This is a genomic window from Microbacterium sp. UBA7513, assembly GCF_002478345.1.
Classification (GTDB): Bacteria; Actinomycetota; Actinomycetes; order Actinomycetales; family Microbacteriaceae; genus Microbacterium.
This window is the reverse complement of sequence record NZ_DLNJ01000010.1, coordinates 35499-47764: the sequence shown is the minus strand read 5'-3', so window position 1 is coordinate 47764 and position 12266 is coordinate 35499. Positions and strand designations below refer to the sequence as shown.

12 protein-coding genes are annotated in these 12266 nt (G+C 70.2%); 11 read left to right on the top strand and 1 reads right to left on the bottom strand.

Annotated features, from left to right (window positions below; translation table 11 throughout):
• Positions 1-17 precede the first annotated feature (17 nt).
• The 9 genes from B2W79_RS05320 to B2W79_RS05280 all read left to right on the top strand — a co-directional run bounded on the left by B2W79_RS05320 (position 18) and on the right by B2W79_RS05280 (position 10815).
• Positions 18-1097: an AAA family ATPase gene (locus B2W79_RS05320; RefSeq protein WP_177173784.1), complete on the top strand. Its 1080-nt coding sequence runs from the start codon at positions 18-20 to the stop codon at positions 1095-1097.
• Positions 1098-1128: 31 nt separating this feature from the next.
• Positions 1129-2016: a DUF58 domain-containing protein gene (locus tag B2W79_RS05315; RefSeq protein WP_071327992.1), complete on the top strand. Its 888-nt coding sequence runs from the start codon at positions 1129-1131 to the stop codon at positions 2014-2016.
• Positions 2003-2491: a hypothetical protein gene (locus tag B2W79_RS05310; RefSeq protein WP_292787671.1), complete on the top strand. Its 489-nt coding sequence runs from the start codon at positions 2003-2005 to the stop codon at positions 2489-2491. Before B2W79_RS05315 ends, B2W79_RS05310 begins: the two co-directional genes overlap by 14 nt.
• Complete coding sequence (locus tag B2W79_RS05305; protein ID WP_292787669.1) at positions 2482-3468, top strand: VWA domain-containing protein; 987 nt, start codon at positions 2482-2484, stop codon at positions 3466-3468. Before B2W79_RS05310 ends, B2W79_RS05305 begins: the two co-directional genes overlap by 10 nt.
• Positions 3465-4517 (top strand): VWA domain-containing protein, encoded by a 1053-nt coding sequence (locus B2W79_RS05300; protein WP_292787667.1) that lies wholly within the window; start codon positions 3465-3467, stop codon positions 4515-4517. Before B2W79_RS05305 ends, B2W79_RS05300 begins: the two co-directional genes overlap by 4 nt.
• A gap of 215 nt (positions 4518-4732) precedes the next feature.
• Entirely contained in the window at positions 4733-8275 is a 3543-nt protein-coding gene (locus B2W79_RS05295; RefSeq protein WP_292787665.1) for a PKD domain-containing protein, read from the top strand.
• 130 nt (positions 8276-8405) lie between these two features.
• A complete protein-coding gene (locus B2W79_RS05290) occupies positions 8406-9158 on the top strand; it encodes a hypothetical protein (RefSeq protein ID WP_256209368.1) in 753 nt (250 codons plus the stop codon).
• Positions 9155-10255, top strand: coding sequence for a DUF4064 domain-containing protein (locus B2W79_RS05285; RefSeq protein ID WP_292787663.1), 1101 nt, complete (start codon positions 9155-9157; stop codon positions 10253-10255). Before B2W79_RS05290 ends, B2W79_RS05285 begins: the two co-directional genes overlap by 4 nt.
• 152 nt (positions 10256-10407) lie before the next feature.
• Positions 10408-10815 carry a pyridoxamine 5'-phosphate oxidase family protein gene (locus tag B2W79_RS05280; protein WP_292787661.1) on the top strand — a complete coding sequence of 136 codons (408 nt, stop codon included), beginning with the start codon at positions 10408-10410 and terminating at the stop codon, positions 10813-10815.
• 22 nt (positions 10816-10837) lie between these two features.
• On the opposite strand, the gene B2W79_RS05275 is transcribed toward B2W79_RS05280, so the two are convergent.
• Positions 10838-11545, bottom strand: coding sequence for a ZIP family metal transporter (locus B2W79_RS05275; RefSeq protein WP_071327999.1), 708 nt, complete (start codon positions 11543-11545; stop codon positions 10838-10840).
• Between the two features lie 79 nt (positions 11546-11624).
• Between B2W79_RS05275 and B2W79_RS05270 the strand changes: the two genes are divergently transcribed.
• Together B2W79_RS05270 and B2W79_RS05265 are read left to right on the top strand one after the other, a co-directional pair.
• Complete coding sequence (locus B2W79_RS05270; protein WP_256209370.1) at positions 11625-11858, top strand: AbrB/MazE/SpoVT family DNA-binding domain-containing protein; 234 nt, start codon at positions 11625-11627, stop codon at positions 11856-11858.
• Positions 11821-12258: a PIN domain-containing protein gene (locus B2W79_RS05265; RefSeq protein WP_292787658.1), complete on the top strand. Its 438-nt coding sequence runs from the start codon at positions 11821-11823 to the stop codon at positions 12256-12258. Before B2W79_RS05270 ends, B2W79_RS05265 begins: the two co-directional genes overlap by 38 nt.
• The last annotated feature ends 8 nt before the right edge of the window (positions 12259-12266 follow it).

The window sequence follows — 12266 nt, the reverse complement described above, 5'->3', positions numbered from 1 at the left end:
GAGGGAGACGAAGACCGATGACCGACGCCGACGCGCAGACCCCGCCGACGATCTCCGCGCCCCCGCCGCCCCCCGCGTCCGGCGCGCCGATCGCCGCCGCGGCCCCCGCCGCCGCTCCGACCGACGCCGAGATGGCGCGCGCCGGTGCCGTGCTGCAGACGATCTCCGACGCCTACTCCGCCAAGATGGTGGGCCAGGAACGTCTGCGCACCAGCCTGCTCGTGGCGCTCATCGCCGGCGGCCACATCCTCCTGGAGAGCGTGCCCGGCCTCGCCAAGACCACCGCCGCCAGCACGCTCGCCGACACCGTGAAGGCGAAGTTCAAGCGCATCCAGTGCACGCCCGACCTCCTGCCGAGCGACATCACGGGCAACCAGATCTACGACGCCGCGACGGGCAGCTTCCGGACGGTGCTCGGCCCCGTGCACGCGAACTTCGTGCTGCTCGACGAGATCAACCGCTCCAGCGCCAAGACCCAGAGCGCCATGCTCGAGGCGATGCAGGAGCACCAGACCACCATCGGCGGCGAGATCCACCCGCTGCCGAAGCCGTTCCTCGTGATCGCGACGCAGAACCCCATCGAGCAGGAGGGCACCTACGAGCTGCCCGAGGCGCAGATGGACCGGTTCCTCCTCAAGGAGATCGTGGAGTACCCGAGCCCGGCGGAGGAGTTCGAGATCCTCAGCCGCATCGACTCGGGCGTGCTCGACCCCGACCGGCACGTGCACAGCGCCGTCACGCTGGACGACGTGCACCTGCTGCAGGACGTCGCGAGCCGCATCTACGTCGACCCCGCGATCCGCAACTACATCGTGTCGATCGCGTATGTGACCCGGAATCCCGCGCCGTACATCGGGGACGAGCGCGCCCGCTTCATCAAGTACGGCGCGAGCCCTCGGGCCAGCATCGCCTTCCTCCAGGCCTCCCGCGCCCTCGCCCTCCTCAGCGGCCGGACCCACGTCCTCCCCGAGGACATCCGCGCCCTGCGCCACCTCGTGCTGCGACACCGCGTGCTGCTGACGTTCGAGGCCGACGCCGAGGGCATCCGCAGCGAGGAGATCATCGACCAGATCTTCGCCGCCGTGCCCACCCCCTGACCCGTCGACACGTCCAGGGATCCCGCGCCCGATGCCCAGCCTCATCACGCAGGTGAAGAGCAAGCTCTTCATCCACTCGAACCGCAAGTCGCTGCACGCGCTCGACGGCGCCTACGCGTCGTTGCTGCACGGGCGGAGCCTCGACTTCGAGGACCTGCGCAAGTACGAGTACGGCGACCAGGTGCGCGACATCGACTGGCGCGCGACGGCCCGCCTCGGCATGCCGTTGGTCAAGCGGTCACGGGCCACGCGTATGCACACGGTGATGTTCGTCGTCGACACGGGACGCTCGATGACCGCTCTCGCCGCGGACGAGCGCTCGAAGAAGGACCTGGCGATCCTGGCGACCGGAGCACTCGGGGTGCTGACACTCCGGCACGGCGACGACTTCACGGTCGTCTACGGCGACGCCTCCCGCGTCCGACGGCTGGCGCCGGGGCGCAGCGAAGGGGCCCTCGAACACGCGCTGCGGACGATCGACCGCGCGGTCGACGACGCGGCGGCCCCCAGCGATCGGGACGCCCTGCTGTCCTTCGTCACGCGGACGATCGCCCGGCGCATGATCGTCGTCGTGCTCACCGACGAGGCCCCCGTCACCACCGAGACAGAGCGCCTGCTGCGCCGCCTGCGCGTGCAGCACGACGTGCTCTGGCTCACCCTGCGCGACGCCGAACCGGTGCTCGACCACCGTTCCGCCCGGCTGCGCGCCGACGTCGACAGTCTCTGGGAGGTCCCCGATTTCATCCAGGGCGACCGCACGATCGTGAACGAGCTCCGTGCGCAGCGGGCGGCCGACGCCGCCCGGCTCGCCGATCTGCTCACGCGGATGGAGATCAGTCACGCCGCGCTCGACGGTCAGGACGACGCTGTTCCGCAGCTGCTGCACCTGTTGAACCGGAGGTCCGATGCCCGGTTCTGACGAGCTCTACCCGCCCACGCAGTACGGGTGGGGATGGATGCTGCTCGCCCTCGGCATCCTGGCCCTGCTGATCGTCGGTGCGTGGCTGCTGTTCCGGCTCACGCGCCCCCGCACCGCCGCCTCCGGAGCGTCCTCGGATGCCAGTCAGCCGTCCACGCTCGACGTGCTGTCCGCTCTGCGCTCGGAGTACCTCGACCGCATCGACCGCGTCGAGCACGACTACCGGGACCGCCGTCTCTCCGCGCGGCAGGCGAACCTGGAGCTGAGCCGCGTCGTGCGCACGTTCGTCAATGAGTACAGCGGCCTGGAAGCGCCGGTGCTCGCCCTCGACGACCTCGTCTCCCGCGGCGTGCACCCGGCGCTCATCGACGCGATGGGCCGCCACTACTATCCGAGCATCTTCCGGCAGGGACCCGCCATCGATCCGGTCGCCGGCGCCGAAGCCGCCAGGACGGTGGTGCGCGCGTGGCACTAGCGAACGTCTGGATGCTGGTCCTGGCTGCGGCGGTCGTCATCGTCGCGGTGGCGATCGGCCTCGCGGTCGGCCTGCGCCGTCATCGGGACCGGCGCGCGGCGGATACCGCTCGCGTGGCCAGGGCGGAGCGGCTGCGAGCGCTGCCGTCCTTCCGCCAGGCGCTGTCCCGTCGCGCCGTCGCTCTGACCGGCGTGCTCGCCCTCGGGGCGGTTGCCGCGCTGGCGGCCGGCGTCGTGGCCGCGCGTCCGATGTCCGCCCAGACGATCCAACCCGTCGACACGAGCCGCGACATCATGCTCTGCCTGGACGTGTCGGGTTCGATGTCGGAGGTCGACGTCGAGGTGCTCTCGGTGTTCGACGAGCTGCTCGACGGCTTCGAGGGCGAGCGCATCGGCCTGACGATCTTCAACAGCTCCCCCGTGCAGATCTTCCCCCTCACCGACGACTACGACTTCATCCGCGAACACCTGGCGAGCATGATGTCGAGCTTCGACTACGTGGACGAGATCCCGGAGCACTGGCTGGGCACCCTGAACGGCGACGGCGCCTCCCTCATCGGCGACGGACTCGCGGCCTGCACCATGGGCTTCGATCACCCGGACGACGACCGGTCGCGATCGGTGATCTTCGCGACGGACAACGAGATCAACGGCGCCTCGATCGTGTCGCTCGACGAGGCCGCGGAGTATGCGGCCTCGAAGGACGTGCGGGTGTTCGCGATCAACCCGGTCGAGGGCAAGGACGCCGACGTCAGCGCCGAGCTGGCCGCCGCCGCCGAGGCCACGGGAGGCGCCGCGTACGGGCTCCGCGACACGACGACGGTCGGGGACATCATCGACGAGGTCCAGAAACAGGAGGCCACGGCGCTGCGCGGCGAGGCGCAGGTGGTCTGGACGGACACCCCGAACCTGTGGATCGCCGTCCTGTCGGTCCTCGCGCTCGGCTTCGTCGTGCTGGTCTGGAGGGTGCGCCTGTGATCTTCCAGCCCGTGCTCCCCGTGTTCCTCATCCTGCTGCTGTGCGCCGGCGTCGCCGGCGTGGCCGTCTGGATGCTCGTCCGCGCTCCGCGTGCCGGGGGCGAGGTCGTGACCGACCGACGTGCTCTCGCCGTACATCGGTCCCTCTGGGCGCTGCGCCTCGTGATGGTGCTCGCCTGCGCCGTGATGCTGCTGCGGCCGGGGCTGCCCGGAGGCTCCACGCAGACCCTGGCGACCGACACCGACATCGTGCTCGTCGTCGACACCACCGCGAGCATCGTGGCCGAGGACTGGGACGACGGCTCTCCCCGCCTCGACGGTGTGCGCGCCGACGTGCGCGCGCTCGTAGAGGAGTACCCCGGCGCCCGCTTCGCCCTCCTCACCTCGGATGCGGCAGCCCAGCTGCGGATCCCGCTGACCACCGACACCACCGCCCTGCTCGGCTCACTCGACGTGCTGCGCCCCGAGGTCACGAGCCAGTCGCGCGGCAGCTCGATCGGCGTGGCCGCTCCGCTGCTGAGCGAGACCCTCGCCGCGGCGGCGGAGTCGTCGCCGGACCGTTCGCGCATGGTCTTCTACTTCGGCGACGGCGAGCAGACCACGGGGTCCACCCCGGAGTCCTTCGCCGACAGCGCACGCTACACCGACGCGGGTGCCGTCTTCGGGTACGGCACGACGGAGGGTGGTCCCATGCGCGTCACGACGGGCGGGCTCGACCAGAACGGCTCCGAGTACATCCAGTACCAGGGAGCGGACGCCCTCTCCGTCATCGACGAGGGGAACCTCGAGACGATCGCCGGGCAGCTCGGCGTCGGGTACGAGCACCGGGAGGCGGACGCCGCCCCGACCCTCCCCGCCGCACCGTCGAGCACCACCGCCTATGCCGACGCCGGCGAGGTGGGGAACGTGGTCGAGCTGTACTGGGTCGCCGCGCTGGTCGTCCTCGCCGCTCTCGGCGTGGAGCTCAGCCGCGCCACGATCCTGGTCGCGCGACTCCGAGGCCTGCGCGCTCCCCGCGCGGCGCGGCCCGCTCCCCTCGACACCCCCTGACAGCGCCCGAGACCCCGGGCATCCGTGCGGGCACGGCGTGTACTCCGCGCCCGGCGATGGTATTGTGTTACCTGCCGAGGGCTTCTGTGCCTTCGGCGGGGGTTCGTCGGTACGAACCGCCGCGGTCCGAGCATCTCTGGGGGAGCTCTCGCGGTCGATCGTCCGACGATGTCGTGCCGACGTGGGGTCGGCCATGGAATGACTGGGGAACACACATGGGGAAGAGTGCTGTCTGGAAGCGCGCGCGCACGGGCGTGGCCGGAGCCATCGCGGGGGTGATGGTAGCCGCCGGGCTGGTCGCCCTCGGTGGGGGTGCCGCCGCGGCGGCGGCCGCCGACGATCCGGGGGGGCTACCTCCGCTGTTGCAGCGGGACGAGAACGTCGTCACGTCCGATCCGATCCCGACCGTGCAGATCGACAACGGGTACGTGTGGGCGCAGACGACGATCGGGTCCATCGTGTACGCGGTCGGCAAGTTCGACAACGCCCGCGAGCCCAAGGCCGCTCCGGGGACCGCGCTGACGGCTCGCTCGAACGTGCTCGCCTACAACATCGACACGGGAGCGCTGCTGCCGTTCGCCCCGCAGGTCAACGGCGTGATCAAGGCCGTCGCCGCCTCGCCCGACGGGTCTCGCATCTACATCGGCGGCTCGTTCAACAAGGTCAACGGCAAGGACCGCTGGAACATCGCCGCGATCGACGCGAAGACCGGCGAGCTCGTCCCGGGCTTCGTCCCCTCCATCGGCGGATCCGGCGTCTACGCGCTGGCGACGTCGGGGACGACCGTCTATGCCGGCGGCCTCTTCACCCAGGCCAACGGCACGCCGCGGAAGAACCTGGCCGCGTTCGACACCACCAACGGCGCGCTCCGGCCCTGGGCCCCGAAGACCGACCTCCAGGTCGACGCCATGGTCATGGATCCGGCAGGCGAGGACACGATCATCGGCGGGCGCTTCTCGCAGGTCAACGGCAACACCGAGATGCGCGGCAGCGCCTCCGTCGACAAGACCACCGGAGCGCTGAACACCGAGTGGGAGTTTGCTAAGACGGTCAAGAATGGCGCGGGATCGGGCATCTACGCCGGCAAGGCCGGAACCTTCGGTCTCGCCACCGACGCGACCGGTGTGTACGGCACCGGCTGGGGGTACGCCGACGCGGCGACGGGCAATCTGGAAGGCACCTTCGCCGCCGAGGCCGGCACCGGAAAGGTGCGCTGGATCGCGGACTGCCTCGGCGACCATTACGGCGTCTACTCCACGGGTAAGGTCGTCTACACGACCAGCCACACGCATTCATGCGAAACTCTGGGACTCCACCCGGAGCAGGGTCCGCGCGTCCACCGGTACTCCGAGGCCTACACCGCCGATGCCAGGGGGACGCTTGCTCCGCAGCCCACGGCACCGGGCCGCAAGGACTGGGGTGGCACTCCGGCACCGTCGCCGTACGCCTGGTCGCCCGACTGGGCGGTCGGCACGACCACCGGTCTGGGCCAGGCCGGACTGTCCATCACCGGCACCGGGAACATGGTCTCCATCGGCGGCGAGTTCCGCTCGGTCAACAACGGACAGTTCGAAGGACTCGTGCGATTCTCGACGACTCCTCCCGGCGGCCCGAAGGACGGACCCCGCCTCTCCGGCGACAAGTGGGTGCCGACAGCGACTTCGCTCACCCCCGGGCGTGTGAAGGTCTCGATCCCGTCCAACTGGGACCGGGACGACCTCACGCTCACCTATGAACTGCGCCGCGAAGGCTCCACCGCGCCGCTGTTCACCACGAAGGCGGACTCCACCTGGTGGAACCTGCCCGCCATCACCTTCGAAGACACGGCTCCGGCCGGTTCGCAGCAGAGGTACACGTTCACAGCCACGGACGGCAACGGCAACACCGTCACAAGCAAGACGGCGACCATCACGGTGGCTGGTTCGACACCTCCGTACTCCGACGCCGTGCTCGCTGACGGACCCCAGCTGTACTACCCGTTGGGAACCGTCGCGCAGGATGTGGCAGGTACGAACAACCCCATCTTCCGCTCAGGAGCGACGCCTCAGTCATCAGGCGTGCCGAAGGGCGTGGCCGGGGCGACATCCCTCGACGGGACAGAGACCGGACGAGTCGACACGACCACGAAAGCCGCGGCGCCGTCATCGTTCTCGGCCGAGATGTGGTTCCAGACCTCGACGACAGCGGGCGGCGTGTTGTTCGATTTCGAGAGTTCGGCCGCTGGCTTCTACTCGAGGAACTACGACCGAACCGTCTACATGTCAGACGATGGCCGCCTGAACTTCGGGGTCTACAACGACGGCACCAAAGTGCTCACGACCGCGACGGCATACAACGACAACCGCTGGCATCATGTCGTGGCGTCGGTGAGCCCCGAGGGAATGAAGCTCTTCATCGACGGGAAGCTCGACGGCCAGCTCCCTAACGTCACCAAAGCGCAGGACTTCACCGGGTTCTGGAAGATTGGCGGTGGCCGGCTGAAGGGTTGGCCGAATGCGCCGACCAAGACTCTTGCCGCCCCTGCCAACCTTGCCGGCGATGCCCACCTCGTCGGCAAGGTCGATGAGTTCGCGGTCTACCCGTACGGACTGAGCGCCGCACAGGTCAAGACCCACTACGCCGTCGGCACGGGCTCCACGGCTCCGGTTGCCGCCTTCACGGCAGCCGTCACCGGGCTCGACGTCGCGTTCGACGCGAGCACCTCCGTGCCGCCGGGGACCACCACGATCTCGGACTATCGCTGGGACTTCGGCGACGGTACGACCGGTACGGGCAAGACGCCGTCGCACGCCTACGCGAAGCCCGGCACGTACGCGGTCACGCTCACGGTCACCGACAGCCAGAACCTCGTGGGATCGGTCACGAAGAAGATCGTCGTGCAGGGCGCGAACACCCTGCCCACGGCCTCGTTCACGCTCTCGGCCTCGGAGCTGACGGTGTCGGCCGACGCGTCGGCATCGACGGACGCCGACGGCACCATCCGCAGCTACCGCTGGGACTGGGGTGATGGCACGACCGGTGACGGAGCATCGGCGACGCACACGTACGCGACGGCCGGGACGCGGACCGTCACCCTCACGGTGACGGACGACATCGGCGGCTCTGCCACGACCACGCGGGAAGCCGTGGTGGCGGAACCCGCGCCGCTCGCGAGCGACGAGTTCGACCGCACGGCCGGTCCCGGCTGGGGTGAAGCCCTCACGGGCGGAGCGTGGAAGATCGCCGGCGGGTCCGCAGCCGCGGCCAGCGTCGCCGACGGCTCCGGACAGCTGAAGCTGGCCGCAGGGGGCACCCGTCACGCGACGCTGAACGCCCCGTCGGTGCCGGACCCGGCGCTGGAGACGACCTTCCGCGTCGATCAGCCGTCGAGCACAGGAGGCTCCTACATCGGGGTCATCGCCCGAGACTCCTCCGCGGGTCGCTACCTCGTCCGCGCCTGGCTCCGGCCGGACGGCACGGTCTGGCTCGTGGCCCACCGCGACGGCACCGTCCTCGCGACCCGGGCACTGAACGGCGTCACGGTCACCCCGGGCACCGCCTACACGCTCAGGGCGGCCGTGACGGGGACGGACAAGGTCTCCCTCGTCGCGAAGCTCTGGGCGAGCGATGCCGCGGAGCCCGCCGACTGGCAGCTCCGAGCGACCGACACCACCCCGCTGCCGGCGGGTGGCGTGGGCCTGAGCGGCAGCCGCTCCGCGAGCGCGACCGCGCCGCTCGGCGTGGCCTTCGACACGTTCCGCGTCACGGCTGCGCAGTAACCGGACCGCACACGCGACGGACGCCGACCTCGATCAGTTGGGGTCGGCGTTCGTCGTATCGCCGTACCCGTCGCGCCCGATCGTCGCGGATAGGATGTTCAGACGCCGACGACAGGGGAGGAGGTGGGTCGTGACGCCTGCGCAGGACGACGCCGCCGCAGCCCTCCTCCGCTCGAACCGCCGTCGGCGCCTCATCCGCCGCTGGGTCGCGATCGGGACGATCCCGCTCACCCTCGCTGCGCTGCTCTTCGTGGGCAAACTGCTGAGCATGTACGCGTTCGCCCACCAGGCCATCACCGCGTACGTCATCGACGACTTCGCCGGCTCCGAGGCCTCGGCGCGCGGACAGGACGTCCTGAACTGGTTCGAACCGTACAAGGCGCCGTACAACGTCGGCACCGCACTGGCCGGCGCCGAGGAGCTCCCTGCCGCCCGCGCGGAGCTGGAGCGCTCACTCGACCTCGCGACCGGGCTCGAGGTCTGCCCGGTCCGGGTCAACCTCGCCCTCGTCATCGAGCGGATGGGCGATGCCGCCAGGGCCGAGGGAGACGGCGCCGCCGCGACGGCTCTCTACGGCGAGGCGCTGACGATCACCGTCGAGACTCCGGAGGAGTGCCACAGCGAGGAGGCGCAGCAGCAGTCTCCCGATCCCGAGCGCGACATGACGGACACCCTCGACAGCACCGAGGACCGCCTCAAGCAGAAGCAACAAGAACAGGAGCAGCAACAGCAGCCCCAGGAGCAGCAGGAGCAGCAGGAGGAGCCGCAGCCGTCCGAGGACAAGCTGCAGGACCTCCAGGACAAGCTCGAGCAGGGGACGCAGGAACGCGATCAGCAGCAGGGCGACGAACCCGGCGGCACCGGAGCGGACAAGCCGTGGTGAGCGATCGCGAGCGACAGCGCGCCCGCTATGTCGGCGGCACCGAGGGCGCCCCGCCGGTCCCGCCGCCCGGGGGGTACCGCGGGGCCCGGCGACAGCAGCCGGTCGGTCCCACGCCGCCCGTCCCCTCCCCGCTGGCGACCGAGGAGAAGAAGCCCGCGGCGAACGCCCTCGGCTGGATCGCCCTGGTGGCCGCCATCCTCTTCGTCCTGATCCTGTTCGGCACGCTCGTGGCCGGCGGCACCGACCTGCTGTACGGGGTGACGATGATCACACTGCAGCTCGTGGTGCTCGGCGCGATCGTCGCCGCGCTGTTCACCACCGGCGGGCGCCGCCTGGGCATCGTCGCCCTCGTCCTGACCGTCCTGTTCAACGTCGCGACGGTCGGGGGGCTCAGCGCGCTGCGCACCTCGGCATCCGGCAACTACGAGGGCGTGAAGACCGCGGAACAGCGACACGCGGAGGCCTACCCGGGGATCAAGGGCACGGCCCCGCAGGAGGCGCTCACCCAGCAGTCCCTGGAGGAGGTGCGCGCCGAGGCCGACGCTCTCTTCACCGACATCCGGGAGCGGCTCTCCGCCGACTTCGGGTTCACGTGGGTTCAGGTGGGCGACGAGGACCTCCGGCCGGAGCGCAACGGCTACGGCGGGGAGTCGATGCTGTCCGAGTACACGACCGCGGCCTGGGCGACCGAGCAGCCCGTGCAGGGCTATGCGCGCAAGCTCGAGGTGATGGCCGCGATCGACGAGGTCGTGGCAGCCCACGGCCTGTGGAATCTCTACTCGTTCAACGACCCCGCGAACTCCGGCATCGACCCGTCCATGATCGCCAAGCTCTACGGCAGCGACGACCCGCAGATGCAGACGACATGGGAGTACTACACGGAGAACTACCCCGACCCCTTGCGCTTCTACGCCAACATCTACGATCTGTCGAACGATGCCGACGGCGGCTTCCGCACCTCGCGGGAGGCGCAGAGTGCACGCACCGGCGAGCCGGTCGAGGGGCTCCAGCTCGTGGTCATCGCCGGCAAGGTGCTGAGCGAGGCCGACCGCGCGGAGTTCGAGGAACGACTGCAGGACTACCCCGGCTTCGAGTGACCACCCGCCCGGCGCGAGGATGACGGGATGAGCTCACCGTCGAGCTGGAGGCATGGTCGTCCTGACACCTCACCGGGTGATTCCGATCCGGTGCCCTCGATGATCTGCGGCGCCGTGGCTACACTGGCGGCACACGGGGAGGGAGTGTTCGCATGATCAACGAACTCGACGAGCAGCAGTCGTACGAGTTGCTGGCGACCACCACGGTGGGCCGCATCGGATTCGTCGACGAGGGCCTGGTGCAGATCCATCCGGTGAACTTCGTCGTCTCGGGGCACGAGCTGCTCCTGCGCACGTCACCGGACGGCCACCTGGCGGCCCTCTCCCGCGAGTCGGCCGAGGTCTCGTTCGAGGTCGACTACCACGATCCGATCGGCGGCCTGGGCTGGAGCGTGCTGATGCACGGTGTCCTGTCGCAGGTACCCGAGGAGCACGCGGCCGCGGCGTCGGCGCGGGTGCATCCGTGGGCCGGAGAAGACCGGGATCTCCCGCTGTCGTTCCGCATCGAGCGCATCACGGGGCGCAGCGTCCGTCGCGACGCCCGCAACAGCGGCCTCTGAGCCGGCCCAGCCGCCGATCCGTTCAGGACGCGAAGGCGAGACCGGCGGCGAGCGCGAATCCGAGGACGGTCGCCAGCCCCGTGGACTCCTTCGCCTTCGACTGCGCCTCCGGGACCATCGAGTCCACCAGCATGACGAGCAGGGCGCCCGCGGCGAAACCGCTCGCCCCGGAGCGGAAGACCTCGCCGGTCACGCTGGCCAGCGCGAAGCCGGCGACGGTGGCCGCCGCGCACAGTACGGCGACTCCGGCCCACAGCAGCAGCACCCTGCTCCGTCGCATGCCACCGTCGAGCAGGTCGGCGGCGGAGCCGATGGACTCCGGGAGGTTCGAGACGAGGATGGCGACGACGAGCGCGATGCTCACCGGCTCCCCCGAGGCGAGACCGATGCCGAGGACGAGCTGTTCCGGGATCCCGTCGAGGAGGGCCCCCACCGCGAGCTGACCTCCCCCGGCCTCGCCCTTCTTCCTGGCGGCCCTGGCGTCGAGGATGCGGGCGGCGATGTAGTAGCTGAGGGCTCCGAGGGCGACGCCGGTGACGAGCGGGAGGGGACCGCCGCGGTCGAGCCCCTCCTCCCAGAGTTCGAACGCGATCGAGGCCATCAGCGCTCCGGCGCCGAACCCCAGGACGACGCCCAGCCACCGCGGCGGCCAGGTGCGCAGCATCGCGAGCACCGCGCCGACGAACAGCGGAGCCGCCGCGACGGCTCCCCACAGAATCGCTCCACCCATGTCCGACCTCCCGTGCGCCCACTCTCTCACTTCACGCAGCCGACACTCGTGCCGCCCATCCGAATGGTATTCTCTCGGCATGAAGGCAACCATGGACAAGGCAGGTCGAATCGTGATCCCTGCCACACTCCGCGAGCGTGTCGGATTGGTTCCCGGCCCGGTGGACCTCGTCCTCGACGGCAACGGCATCCGGATCGAGATCGAGGCCCCCGACAACCTCGTCGAGAAAGACGGCCGCCTCGTCGTCCGCTCTTCCGGCTCCACCCTCACACCCGATGACGTTCGCGAGCTCCGCCTTGCCGACCAGCGCTGACTTCGTCCTGGACACGAGTGCGGCGGTCGCTCTTCTCGTGGAAGACCACACGGCGCACGGCGCGGTGCAGACCTTCTGCGCCGGTGCGACCCTCGGCCTCGCCGGACACGCCTCGGCAGAGACGTACTCCGTCCTGACCCGCCTGCCACCGCCCGATCGACTGACCCCGTCGGCCGCCGCGCTCGCCATCCGCACCGCCTTTCCCCGTTCGGTGTCACTCTCGGAGCACACCGCGCTCACCGCCGTCGATGTTCTCGCCGACGCGGGGATCTCCGGCGGGGCGGTCTATGACGGCCTCGTCGGCCTCGCCGCACGGGATGCCGGTGTCCCGCTCGTCACGTGCGATCGCCGCGCGCTGGGCACCTATGCGGCGCTGGGCGTCATGACGCGGCTCGTCTGAGGCGAGAC

Bases quoted from the DNA above. Each gene is read 5' to 3' on its own strand.
- B2W79_RS05270 (WP_256209370.1), top strand. From the start codon at position 11,625: ATGAAGGCAACCATGGACAAGGCAGGTCGAATCGTGATCCCTGCCACA.
- B2W79_RS05280 (WP_292787661.1), top strand. From the start codon at position 10,408: ATGATCAACGAACTCGACGAGCAGCAGTCGTACGAGTTGCTGGCGACC.
- B2W79_RS05310 (WP_292787671.1), top strand. From the start codon at position 2,003: ATGCCCGGTTCTGACGAGCTCTACCCGCCCACGCAGTACGGGTGGGGA.
- B2W79_RS05275 (WP_071327999.1), bottom strand. From the start codon at position 11,545: ATGGGTGGAGCGATTCTGTGGGGAGCCGTCGCGGCGGCTCCGCTGTTC.
- B2W79_RS05265 (WP_292787658.1), top strand. From the start codon at position 11,821: ATGACGTTCGCGAGCTCCGCCTTGCCGACCAGCGCTGACTTCGTCCTG.
- B2W79_RS05320 (WP_177173784.1), top strand. From the start codon at position 18: ATGACCGACGCCGACGCGCAGACCCCGCCGACGATCTCCGCGCCCCCG.
- B2W79_RS05315 (WP_071327992.1), top strand. From the start codon at position 1,129: ATGCCCAGCCTCATCACGCAGGTGAAGAGCAAGCTCTTCATCCACTCG.
- B2W79_RS05295 (WP_292787665.1), top strand. From the start codon at position 4,733: ATGGGGAAGAGTGCTGTCTGGAAGCGCGCGCGCACGGGCGTGGCCGGA.